Annotated in this window: 19 protein-coding genes; 2 read left to right on the forward strand and 17 right to left on the reverse strand. The window is 71.5% G+C overall.

Translation table 11 applies throughout. From position 1 onward, the window contains the following. Positions 1 to 19: 19 nt before the first annotated feature. The 6 genes from ACFP2T_RS31930 to ACFP2T_RS31955 all read right to left on the reverse strand — a co-directional run bounded on the left by ACFP2T_RS31930 (position 20) and on the right by ACFP2T_RS31955 (position 8253). Positions 20 to 1192 carry a vWA domain-containing protein gene (locus ACFP2T_RS31930; protein ID WP_377428333.1) on the reverse strand — a complete coding sequence of 391 codons (1173 nt, stop codon included), beginning with the start codon at positions 1190 to 1192 and terminating at the stop codon, positions 20 to 22. Further along, positions 1189 to 2370, reverse strand: coding sequence for an AAA family ATPase (locus ACFP2T_RS31935; RefSeq protein WP_377428335.1), 1182 nt, complete (start codon positions 2368 to 2370; stop codon positions 1189 to 1191). Before ACFP2T_RS31935 ends, ACFP2T_RS31930 begins: the two co-directional genes overlap by 4 nt. After that, positions 2357 to 4045, reverse strand: coding sequence for an ankyrin repeat domain-containing protein (locus tag ACFP2T_RS31940; protein ID WP_377428337.1), 1689 nt, complete (start codon positions 4043 to 4045; stop codon positions 2357 to 2359). Before ACFP2T_RS31940 ends, ACFP2T_RS31935 begins: the two co-directional genes overlap by 14 nt. Before the next feature lie 25 nt (positions 4046 to 4070). Then, positions 4071 to 5207 (reverse strand): leucine-rich repeat domain-containing protein, encoded by a 1137-nt coding sequence (locus tag ACFP2T_RS31945; RefSeq protein WP_377428339.1) that lies wholly within the window; start codon positions 5205 to 5207, stop codon positions 4071 to 4073. Further along, positions 5204 to 6604, reverse strand: coding sequence for an SDR family NAD(P)-dependent oxidoreductase (locus ACFP2T_RS31950; protein ID WP_377428341.1), 1401 nt, complete (start codon positions 6602 to 6604; stop codon positions 5204 to 5206). Before ACFP2T_RS31950 ends, ACFP2T_RS31945 begins: the two co-directional genes overlap by 4 nt. Positions 6605 to 6897: 293 nt before the next feature. Further along, positions 6898 to 8253: an MFS transporter gene (locus tag ACFP2T_RS31955; protein WP_377428343.1), complete on the reverse strand. Its 1356-nt coding sequence runs from the start codon at positions 8251 to 8253 to the stop codon at positions 6898 to 6900. A 134-nt stretch (positions 8254 to 8387) separates the two neighbouring features. Here ACFP2T_RS31955 and ACFP2T_RS31960 point away from each other — a divergent pair, with 134 nt between their 5' ends. After that, positions 8388 to 9269: a LysR family transcriptional regulator gene (locus ACFP2T_RS31960; protein ID WP_377428344.1), complete on the forward strand. Its 882-nt coding sequence runs from the start codon at positions 8388 to 8390 to the stop codon at positions 9267 to 9269. Positions 9270 to 9601: 332 nt separating this feature from the next. Here the strand turns inward: ACFP2T_RS31960 and ACFP2T_RS31965 are convergent, their stop codons facing one another. From ACFP2T_RS31965 to ACFP2T_RS32015, 11 genes are all read right to left on the reverse strand, one after another. Continuing rightward, complete coding sequence (locus ACFP2T_RS31965) at positions 9602 to 11962, reverse strand: WD40/YVTN/BNR-like repeat-containing protein (protein ID WP_377428346.1); 2361 nt, start codon at positions 11960 to 11962, stop codon at positions 9602 to 9604. A gap of 174 nt (positions 11963 to 12136) precedes the next feature. After that, positions 12137 to 12631, reverse strand: coding sequence for a hypothetical protein (locus ACFP2T_RS31970; protein ID WP_377428348.1), 495 nt, complete (start codon positions 12629 to 12631; stop codon positions 12137 to 12139). 18 nt (positions 12632 to 12649) lie between these two features. After that, complete coding sequence (locus ACFP2T_RS31975; RefSeq protein WP_377428350.1) at positions 12650 to 13531, reverse strand: carbohydrate ABC transporter permease; 882 nt, start codon at positions 13529 to 13531, stop codon at positions 12650 to 12652. Next, on the reverse strand, positions 13528 to 14580 hold the full coding sequence (locus tag ACFP2T_RS31980) for an ABC transporter ATP-binding protein (RefSeq protein ID WP_377428946.1): 1053 nt from the start codon (positions 14578 to 14580) through the stop codon (positions 13528 to 13530). Before ACFP2T_RS31980 ends, ACFP2T_RS31975 begins: the two co-directional genes overlap by 4 nt. A 23-nt stretch (positions 14581 to 14603) precedes the next feature. Then, positions 14604 to 15890, reverse strand: a complete 1287-nt coding sequence (locus ACFP2T_RS31985) for an ABC transporter substrate-binding protein (protein WP_377428352.1) — start codon at positions 15888 to 15890, stop codon at positions 14604 to 14606. After that, complete coding sequence (locus ACFP2T_RS31990; RefSeq protein WP_377428354.1) at positions 15887 to 16720, reverse strand: carbohydrate ABC transporter permease; 834 nt, start codon at positions 16718 to 16720, stop codon at positions 15887 to 15889. Before ACFP2T_RS31990 ends, ACFP2T_RS31985 begins: the two co-directional genes overlap by 4 nt. A gap of 238 nt (positions 16721 to 16958) precedes the next feature. After that, complete coding sequence (locus ACFP2T_RS31995; protein WP_377428356.1) at positions 16959 to 18026, reverse strand: trypsin-like serine peptidase; 1068 nt, start codon at positions 18024 to 18026, stop codon at positions 16959 to 16961. A gap of 307 nt (positions 18027 to 18333) precedes the next feature. Then, a complete protein-coding gene (locus tag ACFP2T_RS32000) occupies positions 18334 to 18858 on the reverse strand; it encodes a hypothetical protein (RefSeq protein ID WP_377428358.1) in 525 nt (174 codons plus the stop codon). Between the two features lie 77 nt (positions 18859 to 18935). Next, positions 18936 to 19811: an ATP-binding cassette domain-containing protein gene (locus ACFP2T_RS32005; protein WP_377428360.1), complete on the reverse strand. Its 876-nt coding sequence runs from the start codon at positions 19809 to 19811 to the stop codon at positions 18936 to 18938. Between the two features lie 194 nt (positions 19812 to 20005). Then, positions 20006 to 20254: a transposase gene (locus tag ACFP2T_RS32010; RefSeq protein WP_377428362.1), complete on the reverse strand. Its 249-nt coding sequence runs from the start codon at positions 20252 to 20254 to the stop codon at positions 20006 to 20008. Between the two features lie 56 nt (positions 20255 to 20310). Further along, a complete protein-coding gene (locus ACFP2T_RS32015) occupies positions 20311 to 21066 on the reverse strand; it encodes a sulfotransferase family protein (RefSeq protein ID WP_377428364.1) in 756 nt (251 codons plus the stop codon). Positions 21067 to 21131: 65 nt separating this feature from the next. Here ACFP2T_RS32015 and ACFP2T_RS32020 point away from each other — a divergent pair, with 65 nt between their 5' ends. Continuing rightward, positions 21132 to 22262, forward strand: a complete 1131-nt coding sequence (locus ACFP2T_RS32020) for a hypothetical protein (protein ID WP_377428366.1) — start codon at positions 21132 to 21134, stop codon at positions 22260 to 22262. The last annotated feature ends 21 nt before the right edge of the window (positions 22263 to 22283 follow it).

Below are 22283 nucleotides of genomic sequence, written 5' to 3' on the forward strand. Positions count from 1 at the left end.
CGGGCACCTCGTGGATCACCTAACCGTCGATCCGGATGGTGGTGATCCACGAGGGGGGCTGCGGTGCGTCGCTCCCGATCAGTCCGGCGATCACCCGGGTCGACTCCAACGGCGTCTCCGGCCAGGGCGTGTACCCGTCGGTCAGCACGATGACGAAGTGCGGCCGTGCCTTCAGCGCCGCGGCCACCCCGACCCGCAGGTCGGTACCGCCGCCGCCGGCGAGCTGCACCTCACCGACCGTGTGCACCTGCCGCACCGCGTGCACGTCCGCGTCGCAGGACAACACGGTCACCCGGTTGCCGCCGATGCCGACCGCCTGGAGTACGCCCGAAACCTCGGCGAGCGCGGCACCCAGTTCCTCGTCCCCCATCGACCCGGAGGTGTCCACCACGATCGCCACCCGGGGCACCGGCTGGCGCAGACTCGGCAGCACCACCCCACGCATCGCCGACGACCGCCGGGACGGCCGGTGGTAGGTGTAGTCCACCGCACCGCTGGCCCAGGCCGCCGCCTCGCGTACCGCGCCGGTGAGGGCCCTACGCCAGTCGACCTTCGGTTCGAGGACCTCGGCGGCCCACCGCGCCCAGCCGGCCGGCACCGTTCCCCGGGTCCGGGCGTGTGCGCGTACCCCGTGGGCGGTGTCCCGGCGGATCGCACCGGCCTCGACCTCGCTGACGCCACCCGGGGAACCGTTCTCCCACGGCCGGTCGAGCCCGTGCGCCCCGGAGCCGCAGTCGATGCCCGGGTGGCTGGCGACGCTCGCGGGCAGCATCGACAGGTACTGCTCGAACAGCAGTCCGTCGCGCATCCCGAAGGTCTTCGGCTCGACCCGGTCGACCGGCAGTGGAAGCAGGTCCGCCACGAGGTCGTCGTTGATCTCGCAGTCCTGCGCGACGTTGACCCGGAAGTGGTCGTGCCGACCGGCCCCGGGCAGCCGATCGGCCCGGCCGTGGTGGTCGCGCAGCAGGTGGGCGACCTCGTGGATCCAGACCGCGGCGAGCTGCGCGACCGGCAACCGGTCGACGAAGTCCGGTGACACGTAGCAGCGCCAGCGTCGGTCGACGCCCATCGTCGGCACCCGCCGGGACTCGACGACGGTGAGGCTGAACAGCGCGGTCGCCAGGTACGGTCGGTCCTGTGCGGCCCGGAACCGGGCCGCGAGCAGCTTCGTCCGGTCGAGCGCGCCGGTCATCCCGGCAGGCGTCCGGACAGTTGCAGCACCTCGACGAACGCGTCGATGGCCGCCGGCACCGGCCAGGACACCTCACGCAGCGCGGCGAGGTCCATCGCGGCGCGGGCGGCGACGTCGGGCACGCCGGCCTTGACCGCCTTCTCCAGCACCACCCAGCCGGCCTCCCAGCGCTGCCGGTCGACGTCGGCCTGCACGGCGGAGATCACTGCGGTGAGGAACGCGAGCTGTCGGTCGCCGCGCTCCGGCAGCGCGAACGCCTCCGGGTTGGCGAGCACCCGCTCCGGGTCGGGCAGGTCGAGGTTGTCCAGGTAGCTGACGAACTCGAGGCCGGCGCCGTCGCCGACCGCGCCGACCACCGCGAGCGCGAGCGCCTCCGCGCCGGTGCCGGCGCTGTGGTGGAACGCGAGCAGCCGCAGCACCATTTCCCAGGTACGCGGGGACGGCCAGGCACCGCCGCGCGCCTCGGCATCGGTCGGCAGGTGGTGGGCGAGGCCGGGCCGTGCGGTGAGGAAACCGGCGATCGCGCCGCGCGCCTTCGCCAGCGCGGTGGAGGTGCGGGCGGGCTCGACGACCGGCACCGTCACCGCCGGCCAGGTGCCGGCGAGGCCACGCGCGACGGTCCGCGCGTCGTGGGTCCAGTGCAGGTGGACGAACCGGTTCGCGAGCGGCGGGCTGAGGTGCCAGCCGTCGGCCGCGCTGGTCGGTGGGTTCGCCGCGGCCACGATCCGCACCGCAGGCGGCAACTGGAGGCTGCCGACCCGCCGTTCGAGCACCACGCGCAGCAGCGCCGCCTGCACGGCGGGCGGTGCCGAGGACAACTCGTCGAAGAAGATCAACCCCGATCCGGTACGGGCGAGCCGTACCGCCCAGTCCGGCGGGGCCATCGGTACGCCGTCGGTGGCCGGCGAGTCCCCGACGATCGGCAGCCCGGCGAAGTCGGAGGGCTCGTGCACGCTCGCGATGACCGTCTCCATCGGCGTACCCAGACCGTCCGCGAGCTGCTGCAGCGTCGCGGACTTGCCGATGCCCGGTTCTCCCCAGAGCAGCACCGGCAGGTTCGCCGAGACGGCGAGCGCGAGTGCCTCCACCTTGGGGTCACGGGCCGGCTCGGTCCGCCAGGCCCGGGTGGCGGCGACGAGTGCGTCGGCGGCGACGAAGGCCCGGTCAGTTGCCGTCACGGTCCATCCAATCGTTGACGACGTCGCGGATGAGGATCGGCGGGCGGTACTCCTCGGGAACGTCCTCGTCGTCCTCGTACATCGCCGCCTTGGAGTTCGCCAGTTCCACGGCGGTCACGCCGTACTCGTCCTTCGCCTGCGGGTCGGCGCCCGCCTCCAGCAGCGTCCGGACCATCTCCGGCGTGCCGCCCTCGCTGATCGTGACGATCAACGCGGTCCGGCCCCGCCGGTTGGTCGCGTCCACCGGCACCCCGGCCTCGAGCAGGCGCCCGACCAGCGCGCCGTCCCGCACGGCACGCATGTGGTGCAGCAGCGTCCCGCCGCGCCCGTCGACCAGCCGTGGGTCGAGACCGGCGTCCAGCAGCGCGGTGAGCGCCGCCGACCCACCGTGCTGGATGCGTTGCAGTACATCGCGGCGCAGGTGTCGCAGTGGTCGAGGGAGCCGACCACCGGAGCCGTGCCACGCGTGCGCCGCCGCGAAACAGCCGGACACCGGCCCGCCGAGCGTGCGGAGCACCTGTTCCCGGGCGACCTCGTCGGCGGTGTGCGACGGTAGGTCCAGCCGACCGTCGGCGTGCACGACCGTGTGCCACTCGGTACCGCACCGGACCGGCACCTCCAGCCGCAGGTCGAGGCGCTCGTCCCGGGCCGGGAGACCGGCGGGTGCCTGCGGGAACAACGCCTGCCGGACGAGCGGATGCAGCGCGGCCGGGTCGAGCAACCCGTGCCGGACGAGTTCGAGGTCGACCGGACGGCCGTGTACGACGCTCGCGAGCCGGGGACGGGAGAAGTGTTCCCGTTCGTAGCCGAGGAACGACGCGGCCAGCGTGCCGTCGTCCCGGCGCCGCACGCCCACGACGAACCGCCAGCGGTCGCCGATCACGACCTCGGAGACGCCGTAGCGGACGTGCAGGCGGGCCATCTCGGCGTCGAGTCCGACGGGAACGAGCGCGCCCGCCGCAGCGGCGTCGATCGCCTTCCCGTACCGGTAGGTGTCGGGCTGCCTCGGATCGAGGTCGACACCGGCGGCGGCCCAGGCGGAGACGAGTTCACCGGCGGCGAGGTGCCGGTCGAACACCTCCGCCCGGCTCGCCGGATCGGCCGGGCCGACGGTCGTCGGGTACGCCTCGAACGGCCGGACCCGCCCGTCCGGCTCGAAGCCGGGCAGCCGGTGGGTGGACCCGCCATGGGCAGCGGCGAGACCGTGCAGGTGGGCGGGGCTCCAGAACACCGGCGGCAGGTCCCGCCGACCGCCCTGCTCGTCGGCGGCCGGCCCGACGGTGAGGCGCAGCCGCTGGGAGCCGTCGACCACCTTCGGCACGTGCAGCACCAGGGCAGCGTCGGTGCCCTGGATCCGGTCCTCACGCACCGACAGCAGCCACTGCTGATGGGTGGCGAGGCTGGTACGGCCGCCGAGCGTGCGCGGCAGGTGCCAGCGCAGCAGATCCGGCGCGAGCGCGGCGAGGTCCACCTCGATCCGCTCGGCCTGCCTGCGGCCGTGTTCGCGGGCCACCTCGGCGAGGTCGAACCCGACGTCTACCCGGCCCGCCGTCAGTCCGGCCCGCCAGTCGCCGGCCTCGCGAGCCTCGGTACACGCCTCGATCATCTCCGTCGGTACCGCGTACCGCCGGACTCGTTGCCAGACGCGGATCTCGGGAAGGACGGGCTGGGTCATCGGATCACCGGTGGACGTCATCGGGTCACCGGTACACGCTGGCGATCGCTCGGATGTCCGGGTGCGGTTCAGTGACCGGCCGCCCCGCGACCAGGGTCGCCGCCTGGCGACGCATCCGGCGCGGCACGCCGCCGTTGATGCCGAGGTATTCCAGCGTGGGATGCCCGTCGAGGGCGGCGACGAGCAGCCGCGCTCCCCGACCGCCGATCTCGGTACGACGTACGTCCAACCGCCGCAGCCGCGCCGTCGGCAGCGCCTCGGCGAGCGCCGCCGCGCCCTCGTCGCCCAGCACGTTGCCGTACGCGCCGAGAGCCCGCTCCGACGGCGGCCGCGCGAGGTCCAGCGACTGCCACGTCCCCAGGTGCCGGGCCAGCGCCGCCACCCCGACCGGGCTGATCCCGTTGCCACCCAGCCCGAACGTCATCTCCACCCCGTCGGCGAGTACGGCCAGCGCGGCGGCACCGGCATCGCCCAGGTGGTTCGCGGACAGGTACACCTCGCGGATACCCGCCTCGTGGACGAGGACGCCGAGCGTCGGTACCGCATCCGGTCCGAAGCCGTTGCCGCCCAGGAACAGCCGTTGCAGCTTCTGCTTCCGCGCCGCGAGCACCTCGGCGAGGACGGCCAGCCCGCGTCCGCTCATGCCCACGTTGACCAGGTCGAGCGTCCGGATCGTGGAGTTCGCGGCGAGCGCGTCGGCCAGCCGGGCGACGCCGTCGTCGCCGATCGGGTTGCGCTTGAGCCACAGCGCCCGGACCGTGTCGTCGCGGGCGATCCGGTCGGCGAGCGCCTCCACCCCGGTCGGGTCGATCCGGTTGCAGCCCAGGTAGAGCGTCTCCACCCGGTGGCCGGGACGGAGCGCGTCGGCGACCGCCCGGGCGCCGTCCGCGCCGAGCCCGTTCGTGCCGAGCAGCAGGTGCCGGACCACCGGCGAGTCGACTGCGGCGGAGACGATCCGGGCGGTCTGCACCGACCCGAGGCCCTGCTTGCACAGGTCGAGCCGGCCGTCGGCCTGGACGGTGCCGCGCGGGAACACCTCGGGGTCCACGACCGGGTCCGGCGCGGCGAGGCGTACCAGCAGGGGGTCGAAGTCGGCCGGGTCGGCGAGCCCGGCGCCCGGGTCGGCGATGACCGGGCAGCGCACCGGCGTCGGATCGGTCACCAGGGCACACTCCGATAGTCCTTGAGGAACTGGCCACTCACCGGTGTGCCGCGCATCCCGCGCACGATCGGGTCGTAGACCCGGGCGGCGCCGTCGATGACGTCGAGGGGTGGGCGGAAGCCGTTGTCGCGCTGCACGCTCTTGCTCGGATGGGGACGCTCGTCCGTGACCCAACCGGTGTCCACACTGTTCATGTGGACACCGCTGGCCGCGTAGTCCGCCGCGACCGTCCGTACCAGCATGTTGAGCGATGCCTTGGCCATGTTGGTGTGTGGATGGCGGACGGTCTTGCCGGTACGGGAATAGCTGCCCTCCATCGCGGAGACCTGCACCACGTGGCGTTGCGGATGGGCGCTCGCCTCCATCAGCGGCCGCAACCGGGAGGTGAGCAGGAACGGCGCGAACGCGTTCACGACGTGCGCCTGCAACCACTCGTGCGGGCTCACCTCCGCGTCACGCAGCACCCACGAGTTGACCTCGCGAAGGTCGAGTTGCTGGCCGGTCTCGTCGACCCGACCGGCCGGGAAGAACGCGTCCAGCACGGCTGGCAGGCCCGCCGGGGTCGCGGCGGCCGGCGCGACGCCGATCGCGATCCGCGCCGCCGGCCCGTCGAGGGCCGCCGACTCGGCGGCCCGGACCTCCCGGTGGTACGCCTCCGGCCGGTACAACGTCTGCGCGGCGTTGTTCACCAGGATGTCGAGCCCGGCGAAGCGCCGCCCGACCAGCCCGACGAAGTCGAGCGTCCCGGCCAGGTCGAGCAGGTCGACGCCGTGCACGTAGAGCCGGTCGGCCCAGTCGTCGAAGTCCGGCACGGCGGCGTAGCGGCGGGCGGCGTCGCGCGGAAAACGGGTCGTGACGATCACGTCGGCGCCGTCGCGCAGCAGCTTCAACGCGGTGTGGAAGCCGATCTTCACCCGGCCGCCGGTGACCACCGCGGTACGGCCCGACAGGTCGCACCGGGCGTGCCGGTGGAGACGGTTCTCGTCGGCGCACCGCCGGCACATCAGGTGGTAGTCGACGTCCACCTCCCGGTACGCCGACTTGCAGACGTAGCAGAGGCGGGACCGGACGAGCGAGCCGACGCCGGTTCCGGGGGCAGCCGCCTCCGGTGCGGCGGTCACCACCGGCGTGGTGTCCGGGATCTCCGAGTGGAAGCGGGTCGCGCCCGCGAGCAGTGCCCGATCCGCCTCGCGGGTCCGCGCGTCGCGGCGGGACTTCGCGCGCCTCTTCACGCCCCGGTACGCCGCCGCCACCGCCCGCTCGAGCTCCTGGCGGGTGGCGTCGTCGAGGTCGGGGGCGTCGAGGCGCGCGAGCACGGCGACGCAGACCTGCACCGCAGCCCGGTCGACGGAGGCGCCGCCGCCCTCGACGGACGCGATGTCCTGATCGACGGACACGGCGCCTCCCTCATCGGATGTGGGGCGAGACCGACCGGATTCGAACCGGCGTCCTCCAGCTTGCTGTCAAGGCGCGTCGACCTCTGCGCTACGGCCTCGCCGCGCGGCAGCATACCCAGAACCACCGACAGAGTTCCCCACCGGCCGCCCGCCCACCGGCCGCCGGGTCGGCACCTGCGGCGACGGGCGCCGCCGTCACCTCCGTGGCCCCGGCTGCCGCAGCGCGGTGCAACGGGCCGTCGTTCAGCTGCCGCAACGCCCAGTCGTCGGTTCGGCGTCATCCGGTCGTCTCCTCACAGCACGCGAGCGAACACGAACCACGCGATGGCGCAGACCGCGGCCGACATCAGCAGGGACCATCCAGTGCCTGCGGCGACGGCGGCACCCATGACGACGACGCCGAGGGTGGCGCCGACCTGGCGTACGGCGTTGAGCAGGCCGCCCACCGCACCGGCCGTGCCCGACGGGGCGGCGCTGACCAGGGCCGCGACCAGAGCCGGCAAGGCAGAGGAGACGCCGAAGCCGGTCATCAGGAGGCCCACCGCGAGCCACGGGTAGCCGCCGTCGGCGAAGACCACGCCGGCCAGCACGACACCTCCGGCGGCCAGCAGAGCCAGACCGGCCAGGATCGGACGGCGCGGACCCACCCGTGCCACGATCTTGCCCGTGAACGGCGGGTTGGCCGCGAAGGGAACCGTCAGCGGCAAGAACGCCAACCCGGTCTGGAGCGGGTCCATCCGCCGCTCCTGCTGCAACAGCAGTGGCAGCACGAACAGCCCCCCGGTCAACGCGAAGTTCACCGCCGCGGCGGCCAGCAGCCCAGCCCGCACCCGGCCTGACCGCAGCAAAGCCCGGTTCAGGACCGGCGCCTGGCTGTGGCGCTCCAGGCCGAAGAACGCCACCACCGACACTCCGAACCCCACCGAGGACAATGCGGCGTGGGTCCATGCCTGCGAACCGGCAGCGATCAGCGCGTCCGTAGATAGGGCCAGCACCGCGGCGGCTGCCAACTGGGCGGGCCAGTCGATCCGGCGGTCACTGCGCGGGCAGGCCACCGCCCGGCCCAGCGTCAGCGCCAGCACCGCCAGGCCGATGGGCACGTTGACCAGGAAGATCGACCGCCATCCAGCCGCGCCGACCAGTGCGCCGCCCGCGATCGGACCGGCCGCAACGGCCGCACCGCTGATCGCGGCCCATGCCGAGACCGCACGCGCCCGTGCCGCCGGTTCTGGATAAAGCTGGGCGATCATCGCCATCGAGGCGGGCACGCACGCCGCCGCGGCGACCCCCGAGATCGCACGGAGGAGGACCAGTGCCCACAGCCCAGGGGCGAACGCACTGAGCAGGGATGCGAGCGTGAAGACCGCGATCCCGGCCCGGAAGAGCCGCTCGGCACCGAAACGGTCCGCCGCCGCCCCCGCCGACAGCAGCAGCGCGGCGAACGCCACGGTGTAGCCGGCAGTCGCCCACTGCAACCCGGCCATCGAGGTGTCGAGCGACGACGCCAGATCGGGCTCGGCGACCGACAGCACCGTCATGTCCAGCAGCACCATGAAGTAGCCCAGCGAAATCCCCGTCAGGGCAATGGAGCGCCCTCGCGGCGGACGGAAATTCGCCCGTGCTGGTACAAATGGCCTTAAAAGCGTCATGACTGGGACAGCTCCCCCGAAGGTGGCAGTGGGAAGGACGCGACCACTGTGCGTTTCGGCAGGCCAACGGCTCCACCGCCGCAGCCGCACGACACGTTCGGAATTTCCGAACGCTCAGCGCCGTTTCTCTGCCCGTGGAGCTACGGCAACTCAGGACCTTCGAAGCCGTCGTCCGGCACGGAACCGTGACCGACGCCGCCGTCGCGCTCGACCTCGCCCCTTCGTCCGTCTCCCAGCAGATCCGGACCCTCGAGGACGCACTCGGCGTGGCCCTGTTCGTGCGCGGTCCGAAGGGTATGGAGCTGACCCCCGCCGGACAACGGCTGCAGGGATGGGCACGGTCGCTGCTCGACCAGGCGAAGCAGGCCACCCGCGACGTCAGGGGCGAACGGCAGTTGCTGCGGCTCGGCGCGCTGGAAACCCTCGCCGGCTCCTACGTGCCCCGAGTGTTCGCCCGATTCGCCGAACGCCGGCCCGACATCGACCTCGAGATCCACTCCGAACGCGCCCGCGACGGCCTCCTTGCCGACGTGATCGCGGGACGACTCGAAGCCGCCCTGCTGTTGGACTCCGGCGACGACATCGGCGGACTCGGCTTCCCGGCCCCCGCCGAACCGCTCACCTTCATCGACCTCGACCCGGTCCCCCTCGCACTGGTATCCGCACCTGCCCACCCGCTCGCCGCCCGGGCCGGGCTGACTCCCGATGACCTCAAGCACGAGCGGCTCCTGGTCAACGTGCCAGAGTGTTCGTTCTGGATGGCCGGGAACAAGATTTTCGGCTCCGGTCCCCAACGGATCAAAGTCGGAGGCGTCCCGGTGATGCGGGCGTGGGCCGAGCACGGACTCGGAGTCTCGCTGCTACCCCGGTTCGCGGTCGCCGACAGCCTCCGCTCCGGCGCCCTGATCCAACTCGACCTTCCCCTCCCAGACCTCAGCCTGCGGCTGGTCTGGCGAGAAGATCAAGAGTCGTTGCCTGGCATGCGCGACATCCTGTACGCCGCAGCCCGCCCCTGAACACCAGACCTCGCCGACCCACTGGGACACCCCCGGAAGGACGGCACGGTCGAGCTGGCCAAGCGCACCTTCGCCATCCCGACCGGGGTGAACGCCGATCGATCGGCGCCATCGAAGGCGAGGTCGTCCCGCCAGGCGAGGAGTTCCTCTCGTCACGAATGAGGCGGACGGCGGGAAGGGGCTGTCGAGCTATCGCGCGTTTCCCGCGCCGCCCGCAAGGCGGGGGGGGTGCGGAGCTGCCTCCACACCCCCCGCGCTTGCTTCACAGTCGGTTAAGAAGGGGCCCTTCTTCTACAAAAAGCGATAAGAAGGGGCCCTTCCTTACATCTTCGTCATGCGCGGCAGGAGGCGAGGGCCGCGACTACGCCGACGCCGGGCTTACGGAGTGGGAGGCGGGTCGACGCCCACGGGCACCTGGGGACCGTGACGTCGTAGACGCCCCGGCCGAACGTGGCGGCGGTGAGCTGGCGGCTCGGCTCGTGGTAGCGGAGATACATGACGGCCGCGTTCGGCAGGTTCGCACCGAGTGCGGCCCACTCGCCGCCGTTCCAGGCCGAGATGTACACGCCGACGTCCGTGCCGACCACGAGCAGGCCGTCGGAGGTCGGGATCACCGAGTTCACCGGCGCGTCCGGCAACCCCCGGCCGATGTCCGTCCAGTTGCGACCGCCGTCCTGGGTCACCATGACGTGTGGGCGGTCGCTGCCGGACCGGAACCCGGAGAAGGTGGCGTAGGCGATGTTCTTGTTCGTCGGATGCACCGCCACCCGGGTGACCCAGGTGCCGGGCAGTTCCGCCGGTGCGACCTGGTTCCAGTTCACCCCGAGGTCGTCGGTCCACCACAGCCGGCCGTCGTCGGTGCCGACGTACAACTTGTTGCCGTCGGTGGGCGCGGCCGCGAGCGTGGTGATCGTGCCCCACGGGTAGCCGGACGGGTCGTTGGGCCCACCGCCGGTCAGGTCCGGGCTGATCGCCGTCCAGGTACGGCCGTTGTCGGTCGACCGGTTGACGATGTTGCCGGCGTAGTACATGACGTCGGGGTCGGACGGGTCGAACTGGAGCGGCGTCTGCCAGTTGCGCCGTTGCGAGGTGGTCTGGCCGGTGCCGATGGTCTGCCTCGGGGTGCCGCCGCTGTTCTCCGAGCGGTAGCAGGAGCCGTACTGGCTGCATCCGAAGACGATGTTCGACTGCTCCGGATGGATGATCACCTGGAGTCCGTCGCCGCAACCGATGGCTTCCCACGGGCCGCCCGGACCGTTGTAGCCCCGGTTGCAGCCGTTGTCCTGGGCACCGGCCACCTTCAGCGACGGATCGGTCTGCGCGACGTCCACCGTGTAGAACTGGGTGTACGGCTCGTGCGTGGCCTTTGCCCAGTCACCGACGCCATTGACGTCCGAGCGGTACATCCCACCGTCGTTGCCCAGGTAGGCCCGGTCGGGCACCTTGGGATCCCAGCGCATCACGTGCTGGTCGGCGTGCACGCCGCTGACCGGGGAGAAACTCTGCGCGCCGTCGGTCGAACGCCCCAGGTTCACCCCGGCGAGGAAGACGTGGTCGGAGTCCTTCGGATCGACCCAGAGCTTGCCGAACCACCAACTGAAGGTGGACTGCGAGGCCTGGTTCGCGGTGACCGGGGTCTGGGTCCAGTTGTCGCCGCCGTCGTCGGAGCGGTAGAACCCCCGGAACGGGCCGATGGCCGTGCCGACGTAGGCGTACAGCCGCTTCGGGTCGTCCGGGGCGAGCGCCAGTCCCCAGCGGCCCTGGTCGGCGTCGGTCGGCAGCCCGTTGGTCATCCGCTGCCAGGTCCGGCCGCCGTTGTCGGAGCGCCAGAGGCTGGAGCCGGGCCCGCCGTACGTCCGCTGGTGCGGCTCGCGCAGGTGGTCCCACAGCGCCGCGTACACCCGCCTGGGGTTGGTCGGGTCGATGACGACCTCGGTCGCCCCCGTGGTGCTGTTCGGCGGGGTGAGGACCCGGCGCCAACTGCTGCCGCCGTTCTCGGAGAGGTAGACGCCGCGCTCGCCGCCGGGCTTGAACAGGTTGCCCGCGGCGGCGGCGAAGATCCGCCGCTCGTTGCTCGGGTCGATGGCGAACCGGGCGATGGCGTGACTGTCCTTGAGCCCGACCCGCTGCCAGGTCTTCCCTCGGTTGTAGGAGCGGTAGACGCCGTCACCGCCGAAGGTGATCGATCCACCGCCCGGCTGCGCCTCCCCGGTGCCGGCGAAGAGCACGCCGCTGCTGGTCATGGCGACCGCGCCCATGCTCTGCACCCAGTCCTGCGGCCACACCGACTCGTACGTCATGCCGGCGTCGCGGGACTTCCAGACCCCGCCGGAGGCGGCGGCGATGAAGATCTGGTCGTCGACCTTCGGGTCCACCGCGATGTCGACCACCCGGCCGCCGATGTCGACGGGTCCGAAGAAGTTCCACTTCCGGTTCGCCAGTTCCCGGTACGCCCCACGGGTACGCCCGAAGATCCCGCTCGCCTCGCCGCGTGCCTTCACGTACTTGGCGGCGGAGAGTTCCCGGCTGCCGTCGCTGAGCCGCTGGGAGGTCATCCACTCGGCGGGAAGCTCCATCGGTCCGGTCGGTGTGGTCGTGGTCAGCGACTCCTGGGCGCGGGTCTGCTGGCCGGCGGTCGGCGTGTTCGAGGCCGCGAGTGCGCCTACGGACAACAGTGCCAGGGTCGCTGTCACTGCGGTTCCGCGGCGATGTCGGACGAGTCTTACCTTCATGCGGTGTCTCCCCTGTCCACATCGGAGCATGAGCGAAGAACCGGTCGGTGTGTGGCCAGGCTAAACAGATCACAGATCAAGGTCAATGAGAGGACGTCGTGGAGCGCTTCCACGGGCCGGAGCGTTGGTCGGCGCCTAACCGCCACCACCGCTGCGGAACCCCGGCAGGCCCGCGTCCTCGGAGTCCGGTCCGATCACCGCGGTCAACGCGGTCCCGTCGGCGCACAGCGCGGTCGCCCGCAGGTACATCCGCCGCTCCTGCGCCCGCAGGAGTATCTCGGACTCGAAGATCTCGTCCTCGGCACTCAGCAGCTCGACGTCCTCGCGGCCCTCGTAGTGGGCACGCACGTCCAGCGGTGTCAGCCGGATCGTCGCCTCCACCGTCGTCAGGGCCCCCTGCGTGACCGTCGACGTCACCCTCGCCCCGTCCGGCAGCACCACACCGGGAACGTCGGACGTGACCTCGACGCCCTCGTCGAGCGGCACCCGGTCACAGCTCGGCAGATTGGCGAGCATCCCCTGAGCACGGTCCGGGGCCGTCTGGGGGTGGCCCCCACCCCCGCCACATCCGGCCAGCCCGAGTCCGAGCGCGAGGACGGCGACGGCGACCACGAGCTCCCGCACTCTCATCCGTGGAGGATGTCACGGTCAGCGCAGCACCCGCCAGCGTCGCACCGTCAGCAACTGCGCGGTGATGATGACCGCACTGATCGCCATCAGGACGATCGTGATCAGGGCCCCGTAGGCGAAGCCGGAAAACTCGAAGGCGTGGTCGAAGATGTAGACCGGGAGGTACTGGGTGGCGTTGGCGGGGCGGCCGTCGGTGAGGACGTACGCCGGCACGAAGTTGACCTGCAGGGTGAGGATCGTGTCCCGGACCACGAGCAGCACCAGCACCGGGGCGAGCAGCGGCAGGGTGAGCCGGCGCAGTTGGCCGAACGGGCCGCAGCCCTCCAGTGCCGCTGCCTCGTACAACCGCCCGTCCAGCATGCGGCGGGCCGCGAGGACCACGATGAAGCCCTCCCCGATCGGGAACAGCAGCATCAGGACCACCCCCACCCGCGCGGTCGTGGGCTCGGCGAGCCAGGTGAACCCGGGATGGCCGACCAGGCCGAGGAGCTGGTTCAGTGGGCCGTAGAGCGGGTTGAGCACCCAGAGGAACAGCACCGCGAGCGCCACGTCGGGAATCACCGTCGGCAGGTAGACGGCGGTCCGGAACCACCGCCCGCCGGGGCGGGGGGCGGCGAGCAGCAACCCGAGCCCGACCGCCGCGAGCAACCGCAGCGGGACCGAGACCGCCACGTGGAACAGTGACGCCTCCAGGCTGTCGAGGAAGAAGTCGTCGGCGAGCAGCCGGCGCACGTTGGCCAGCCCCACGAACTGCGGGTCCCGGGTCAGTCCGGTGTGGTCGGTGAAGGCGTACCCGAAGTTCAGCAGGGCCGGAAGCGCGATCAGGAGCAGGACCGCCGCGCCGTACGGGGCCAGGAACATCCAGGCCGACAGGGGACGCCGGGTCCGCGCCGGGGTCATCGACGCCGACCCGTCTCGGTGTCGAACCGGTGGATCCGCTCCGGATCGGGCCGCAGTCGGAGCCGGTCGCCGGGTCGGACACCGTGGCGTGGACCGGTCCGGACCGTCAGCCGGGTGTCGGCACCGGCACCGGCGTTCGCGTCGGCGATGGCGCTGGCGCTGGTGCTGGCACCGCCGCTGGCAGCGGCTCGGGTCAGCAGGATCGCCTCGCTGCCGAGCGTCTCCACCGCCTCGACCGTGACCTCGATCGGGCCCTCCGGATCGATCGCCAGGTCCTCGGGCCGCACCCCGACGGTGAACCCCGGGGCGTCGCCGAGCACACCACCGCCGACCACCAGGTTCATCGGCGGGCTGCCGAGGAACCGGGCCACGAAGACGTCGGCGGGTTCGTCGTACACCTCCTGGGGTGGGCCGACCTGCCGGACCCGACCCCGGTCCAGCACCACCACCCGGTCCCCGAGCGTCATCGCCTCCGCCTGGTCGTGCGTGACGTGCACCATCGTCGTCCGCAGTTCCTGGTGCATGGCGAGCAGATCGGCGCGGGTCGCGAACCGTAGCTGGGCGTCGAGGCTGGCCAGCGGCTCGTCGAGCAGGTACACGCTGGGGTCCCGGACCAGGGCCCGGGCCAGGGCGACGCGCTGGCGCTGCCCGCCGGACATCTGGTCCGGGTACCGGTCGAGCAGGTCCGCGATCTCCAGCCGTTCCGCCGCCGCCCTTGCCTGCCGGTCGGCCTCCGCGCGCGGCACCCGGCGGACCCGCAGCCCGAAGAGCAGATTGCCGCGTACGGTCAGGTGCGGGTAGAGCGCGTAGTCCTGGAAGACCATCGCGATGGCCCGGCGGTGTGGCGGAACCCGGCCGACGTCCTCCCCGTCGACGAGGACCCGACCGGCGTCCGGCCGGTCCAGTCCGGCGATCAGGCGCAGGATCGTCGACTTGCCCGAACCCGACGGCCCGACCAGGGTGATCAGCTCGCCGGCCCGTACCTCCAGGTCCACACCGTCGAGGGCGGTGACCCGCCCGTAGCGCTTCGACAGCGATTCGAGCCGGATCTGCCCTGGCGCGACGCCCACACTCACCGGGGCGGTTCCTGGAAGAGCGGGCGGATCTTCTCCTCCAGCTCCCACAGCCCCTTCTCGCGCTCGACCCGGCCGTAGAACAGCTCCTCGAGCAGGGCGTCCGTCTCCCGCTCCACCCGGGACCAGGTGGCGGTGCGTGGGGTGGCCCGCAGGTACGGATCGGCGTCGAGATAGACCTGCGCCGAGCGCGGCGGCAGACTCGGCCTGAGGAAGGCGTCGGACCGGGCCACGTCGAGCCGCGATGGCACGGTCCGGCCGGACTCGGCCAGGATTCCCTGCCCCTTCGGGCCCATCGCGAACTCGATGAACCGCCACGCGGCGGCGTGGTCGGGCCGGCCGGCACTCATGCAGTAGGCGTCGCTGTGCAGGATCGAGGCGGGGGCGCCGCCCGGTGCGACCGGCAGCGGCGCCACGTCCCAGCCAAAGTCCTTGATGGTACGCAGCGTCGGCACCGCGACCCGGCTGTTCAGGTACATGCCCAGCGTCCCGCGCAGGAAGCGCGCCTCGCTCGACTCGCTCTGCTCCTCGGCGTCCGGTGGGACGACCTTGTGCACCAGTTGGAGGTCCAGGAACCAGTCGACGGCCTTCCGGGTCGCCGGCTGGCCGGTCAGGGTCAGCCGGGTGGGGCGGTTCGGGTCGTCGACGAGTTCGCCACCGTTGGACCAGACGAACGGGGCGATCCGCGGCACCGACGGCTCCACGCCGACGCCGTACCGCCCGTCGCCGGTGAGCGCCTTCGCCGTAACGAGGAAGTCGTCCCAGGTCCAGCCGGCCTTCGGCACCGGCACGCCCGCGTTCACGAACAGGTCGGCGTTGTAGTAGACGACCAGGGACGAGAGGTTCTGGGGCATGCAGGTCAACGCCTTGCCGTCGAACCGGAAGGCGTCCAGCGCGCGTGGGCTGAAGTCGCCCTCGTCGAGCGCCTCGCTGGCGTCCAGATACGACTGTGCCGGCTCGATCGCGCCCTGCGCGGCGAACTGGCCGTAGCGGCGGTAGTTCAGCAGGAACACGTCCGGTGGGGTTCCTCCGGCGAACGACGTCGTCAGCTTCGCCATCAACTCGTCCTGGCTGGCGACCGGGGAGAGCGTGACGTTGACGTCGGGGGTGGCGCCCTCGAAGGCCTCGACCATGGTGCGATAGCCGGCGATCTCCTCGGCGTCGCCGAACAGCACGACGGTGATGCCCGAGGCGCCCTCCGCGCGCTCGTCCGCCCCGCACCCGGCGAGCAGGCCGGCGACGAGCAGGCCCGCACACCAGCGCGGCCACGATCGGGTCATCGTCATCTGCGTCCTCCAGATCTCAGTGCCACCAGTGGGTCGTCGTCCAGCAGGATCCGCTGGGCCAGTAGGAACCCCAGTACGCACGGCGCTGTCGCGATCACGCAGCCGGCCATCAGCAACGGCCAGTCCGTCGGGTTCAGCAGCCGCAGGAACTGTAGGCCGAGCGCGTAGGTGTAGCGGTCGCCGCTGTGCAGGTACAGCAGCGGGTCGATGAAGTTGGCCCAGTGGAAGGTGAACGCGAGCACCGCCACCGCCAGGGTCGCCGGCCGTACCTGGGGAAGTGCCACCCGCCGCCAGATCGCGAACCACCGGGCGCCCTCCAGGCGGGCCGCCTCGAGCTGGGTGTCCGGTACGCCGCCGAAGCTCCAGGCGTAGAGCAGGACCAGGAACGGGCTTCCCGCGAGCAGTGCCGGCGCCAACAGCGGAATGTACGTGTCGACCACCCCGGCCAGCCGGAACAGCTCGAACCGGGTCGCCCAGACGGCGGTGACGGGAACGAGGAGCACCACCAGCAGGCCGACGATCACCCGACGACGTGCCGTCGAGGCGAGCAGCCGCAGCCCGAACCCGGTCAACGAGGCGACGACCACGGTCAGCGGTACTGCGAGCGCGACGACCAGGGCCGAGTTCGCCAGGTACCTGAACAGTGGCATCAACTCGGGCAGCCGCGTGTAGGCGGCCACGGTCGGGTCGGGCGGAAAGATCTCCAGCGTACGCGGCGGGGGCAGGCCGACCGGGCGGAGCGAGCCGACCGCCATGAACCACAGTGGTGCGGCGAACAGCGCCGCGAACAGCGCCGGTACGACGAAACGCCCGATCAGCCGAGGTATCACGTCACGAACCGCAGGGCCCGACGCTCGGCGCGCCGCCGGGACACCCCTCCAGCCCGGGGCGGGCCGTCACACCGCCGCGCATCCCGCTCCTCACAGAGCTACCGGTCCAACCTGTCGACGCCAGGCGCCCATCCTACGCTGATGATCGACTATGTCGTCCAGTGCTCGGGACTCGCCGCCGACCACCGGCAGCGCGCGGAGGGCCGACGACTCGCGCCGCCGGCCCTCAGCGATCGTGCTACGGCGACAACCCTTCCGCGTAGTAGAAGAGGCCGGCGTTGAGGTCCTCGAAGTACGGCCCGTAGAGGTCGTTGGGGATGTTGGTGTAGATATGGCTCGCCACGCTGTTGAGGTATCCGCGCCCGGAACCGAGCGCGCCGTAGTTGAGCAACATCGGCCCGCCGCTGCCACCCGGGGCGAAGCGGCACGGGGCCATCCCGATGTGTCCGGGCTCAATGCCCGTGAAGGTGGCACCCACGCAGGTCGCCTGGGTGTTGATGGCCCCCGGGTAGGCGACGACCGTCACCGGCGGCCCGATGGGCTGGTTCCACGCCAACCCGTTGCCGCCGACCACGGACACGATCGGTGGGCCGCTCATGATGGCGACGCCGACGTCCGCCGCTGTCCTGGCGTAGTAGATCCAGTCCGTCCGGGCGGCCAGGTTCCCGGCAATCCAGGTACCGTACGGCGCGCCGTTGTCGTATCCCGGCGCGAAGATCCAGCCGAGCATCCAGAGACCGTTGTGCACGCAGTGCCCCGCAGTCGCGACCAGCCTGCCCTTCGTGCTGGCCACCGTCGCCCCGGAGCAGAAGTGTTCCCGTCCGTCGATCGGATCGATGTAGAACACCTTGCCGGCCTGGGCCGACGCCGCTGCGGCTGGTGTCACCGAGGCGCCCGCGGCGCGGGCCGCCTCGGCGATCGCCTCCGCCGACGGCGGCACCGGTTCGGTCCGCATCGGCTTCCCTGTCGGCGTCACCGCGCCGGTACCAGTCGTGCCGGTACCGGCGCCGCGCTCCGGACCGGGACGCCGCGCCGGGGTCGCCGCGCGCATCCGCTCCGGCGTCCAGTACTCCCGGATGTCCTCGGCAGCGGCGGCATCGGTGGCCGCCCTTCCGTCAGGCGCCGTGGCGGCGCGGCCGAGGAAGGCCCCCTGCCGCTCGCCCAGTGACCCGGTCCCGATGACCGCGCTCGGCGAGGCGCCGGTATCGCCCTCGTCCGGCGTGGCGGCGGCCGGTAGAGCGGTCATCGCGAGGGTGATGGCGACCCCGGCGGCGACCGTCACCGTCCTTGCACTGCCTCTTCGCATGAACTGCCCCTTCCGTCCATACGCGACGTCTGTACGCGTCCGTTCAGGCTGGCGGGCTCGACTGGATCGACACTGGAGAACGACTGAACGGCAGCCGACGAACGACCTGCGGAGCGAGGGCATCGCTGGCGGGTCATCACTCCCGCCACCGAAGCAACGCCCCGCCACCAGGTCCTTGGCTACTTGCCCGTACACCGCAGCGCTCGCCAGCCCTTGGAACGCCTTTACGTACAGCGCGACCTCACGGGGCTGGGTGACCGCCAGTTCCGCGGGCGGCGACGGCGCTCGCCGGTCGCCGCGCCAGCGGTCAGTCGCCCGTGACGTCGCGGCCCACCGCGACCATGGCGACGACGACCGCCAGGATGGTCCAGCTGCCGGCAATGACGAGGCTTCGGGGGTCGCCGGCGCCGGCGCCGAGGAAGGCCGAGAACGGCAGCGGGGCCCGCAGCCTGCCGCCGAGACCCTCGACGAACACGAACCAGCACGCAGCACCCAGGAACAGCCAGGTCGAGCGGCGGACGATTGCCGCTGTCGCGGCGCCGAACACCCCCAAGATGGGGAGCGTGGCCATTAGGTTCCCGTACCGGGTCGGGTCGCCCTTCAGGGCGACCGTGAGGCCGCTGACGGCCACGATTCCCACCGTCACGATCACCGCAGTGACCACCTGACCGACGAGCACCGCGACACGCCTGGGTTTGGCGAGGTAGAGCAGGACGGCCGTGCGGTGCTGGTAGTGCTGGGACACGATCATGGCGGACAGCCCGAACGCCCCCATGCCAACCAACAGCGCCCAGGCGTCGATATTGACCGCGCCGAGCAGCAGCCCGACCACGCCAATTACGAGGATGGAGACCCAACTGGACCGGATCGTCGCCACTCGGTAGAGCTCGCTACGCACCAACGCCACCATCAGACGGCCGCCAGGTCGAGAAAGATCTGTTCCAGGTTCGGGGTGTCCACGGTCAGCTCGTAGAGCGGCACTCGGGCGCCGAAGGCGATCTCACCGGCGTCCTCCGGGGTCAGACCCACCACCTCCAAGGCGTCACCTTTTCTCGTCACCCGTCCTCCGACGCTCTCGAAGACCTGCCACAGCCGCCGTTGGTCACGACCGCGCACCCGCAGCCGCTGGGCTGCGGCGCCGTAGAGGCTGGCCAGCGGGGCGGCGCACCTGATCTGGCCTTTGGCGACGATCACCACATCGTCAATGAGCTGAGCCAGTTCGGCCAGTAGGTGGCTGGAGATGAGCACCGTCCCGCCACGCAGGGCGTGATCGCGCAGCAGCAGCCGGAGCCACGCGATGCCCTCCGGGTCGAGGCCGTTTGCTGGTTCGTCGAGCACCAGTACCGGTGGGTCGCCAAGCAGGGCGGTCGCCACCGCCAAGCGCTGCCGCATGCCCAACGAGTAGCCGCCGCTGCGCCGATCCGCCGCGTCGGTGAGGCCGACTTGGTCCAGCAGGTCGTCCACCCGGCCTCGGCCGGCTCCGGCGAGGATCGCCTGGGCGACGAGGTGCGCCCGACCCGTCTGCCCTGGGTGGCTAATGCCCTGCTCGAGGACAGCGCCGATCTCCCGCAGCGGGCGCCGGAGATCCTGGAACCGCTTGTTGTTAATCAACGCGCGGCCGGACGTCGGGCGGATCAGGCCGAGCAGCATCCGCAGAGTTGTCGTCTTCCCGGACCCGTTGAGCCCCAGGAACCCGGTGACTCGGCCGGGATGCGCCGTGAAGCTGATGCCGTCGACCGCCCGCACGTGGCCGTAGTGTTTGGCGAGCTCAAAGGTTTGGATCACCGGTTCTCCCGCAGCATCGACCGCGTCATCGCGCCGGTCGGCACAACGTCCGGGCCACCTGTTCCAGCACGTCCCTAGCGCCGTCCGTGACGGACCCGGCCCGCAGTGCCGACACCGCGTCCTCGATACGCCGGTCAATCATCTTCTCCACCGTCCAAAGTCCTCCTCCTGTGCGACGCTACCGATCTTGAATGCTAGGTTGCGTCGGGTTCGAGGGTCAGGCCCGTGTGGGCCAGGAAGCCGTCGACCAGGTCGGGTCGGTACTGGATGCGCCTGAGCCGGTTGCGGACGATCGCGAGGATCTGGTCGACGCCGGTGACGGCGAGGTTGTCGATGCCGCGTTTGAGGTGCGACCACACCTGCTCGGTGGGGTTGAGGTCGGGGGCGTAGGCGGGCAGCCGGATCACGTGTAGCCAGGCCCGGACGACAATCAGGGAGCGCATCGCTGTGCGCTGACCCCGGCAACTGGTCCGTTGACACCCGCCTCGACGGGCCGCGCTCAGGGTTCGCGCCGCAGGCCGGCCGGTTCCTCGATTTGCCGCCGGAACGCGGCCGTCGTGTTGAGCAGCGGGAACGGCGCGTCCGGCACCTCGACGCCGAGGAAATCGCAGAGCGGCTCCCAGCCCTGTGCCGGGTCGAATTCCAGCAGCCGGTCGGCCGGTACGGTGGCCCGTACCTCCGCGATGTGGTCCGTGTAGACGCGCAGGGCGTACGCCCGATCGTCGAACCGGCCGTCGAAGATCCCCTGCCAGATGAGCGTCTCCACCAACCTCGGCTGGTCCCGCAACTCCGGTTGGGCCTCAACCGCCTGCCGCAGGCCGGGCGGCAGGTTCTCCGGATCGAAGGACCGGCCCTGGTAGATGGTGTTGCAGACGCTGTCGTACCAGCGGTCCGGGTCGCGTACGGTCAGCAGCACCCTGGCGTCGGGGTAGACCTGAATCAGCTCCCGCCAGTACGCCGCGCTGGGCCAGTCCACCGCCGAGCGGTAGCCACCGAGCAACACGTCCCAGTCCGCCGGCTCGCCCTGCGCGACGCGCAGCCAGTCCCGGATGCGCGCCGGCTGCGCGAACAGCTCGCTCATGTGGTGGCAGGGCCCGAAACCGAGCAGTTCTAGGGCTTCCTTGGTCGACTTGGTGCCCGTACGCCCGAAACCCGCGCCGATGACCTTCAGCATGCTGCCCCTCGCGTCGTCGTGTCCGCCGATCGGCCACCAGTCTTTCCCAGAATCCTCGACCAACTCAATCCACTCGCCCATCACCGTGCACCCCGGGCAAACCGGACCGGGCCTACCGGACGTCTCCGCCGTGCCACACTTAGCCGATGCGGAGCCTGTCGGTCCCGGCGGCGGCCGCGGTGCTGGTACTCGCGGCCGGCGGCACGGCAGCCCATGCGGCCGCTCCGGACCTGTCTACGACGTCGACGGCCGCCCGTGCCGCCACCCCGATCTGCGAGATCAGCGACAAGCGGCTGCCGGAGATATCGGGAATGGTGGCCACCGCCAACGGCTACATCGTGATCAACGATGGCTCCGACCGGGAGCGCAACCGACGGATCTTCTTCCTCGACCGCGCCTGCGCGGTGACCCGAGCCGTCTCCTACCCCTCCCGGCCGCGTGACACAGAGGATCTGGCCCGAGCCCCGGACGGCACGGTCTGGGTCGCCGACATCGGCGACAACGACCGGGCCCGGGAGAACGTCGCGCTGTGGAAGCTCTCCCCGAACGGGCGCTCACCGGTACTCCACCGGCTCAACTACCCGGACGGTCCGCACGACGCCGAGGCGTTCCTGCTGTCCGGCGACGGCACACCGATCATCGTCACCAAGGATTCCGGCACGCCGGGCCTGTACGCGCCGACCAGCGCACTGCGCGCGGGCGCAACCGTACCGATGCACAAGGTCGGCGAGTTCACCCTGCCGAGGAGCACCACCAGCAACCCGTTCTACGGCTTCGGCACGCGTCTCGTCACCGGTGCCGCGCTCGCGCCGGACGGCAGCCGGGTCGTGCTGCGCACCTACGCCGATGCCTTCGAGTTCGACGTCACCGGCGGCGACGTGGCCGGCGCCATCACCAACGGGGTTCCCCGGGTCACCCCGCTGCCCGACGAGCCCCAGGGCGAGTCGATCACCTACAGCGCCGACGGAAAGACGCTGCTGACCGTCTCGGAAACCGACGAGGACTCCCCCGCCACGAAGCCGGTCATCCTGCGCTACAACCCGGCGGCCGGGGCCGGTCCGGCACCGTCGACAGCCACCCCCACCGAAACGGTGCCTGCGACCCCCACCCCAGCCGCGAGCGGCGAGGCCGGCGGCGAGACCCGACGATCAGGGTGGGGGCTGGACAACACCGGATACCTGATCGGGGCGGTCGTACTGGTCCTGGTCGCGACCGGTGTCTTCGTCGTACTGCGGCTCCGTGGCCTGGCCGCCCGGCGCCGGGGACGCTCCGGATAGCGGGTGCTACCCGGGAGCGGG

Source organism: Plantactinospora solaniradicis, assembly GCF_042658085.1.
Classification (GTDB): Bacteria; Actinomycetota; Actinomycetes; order Mycobacteriales; family Micromonosporaceae; genus Plantactinospora; species Plantactinospora solaniradicis.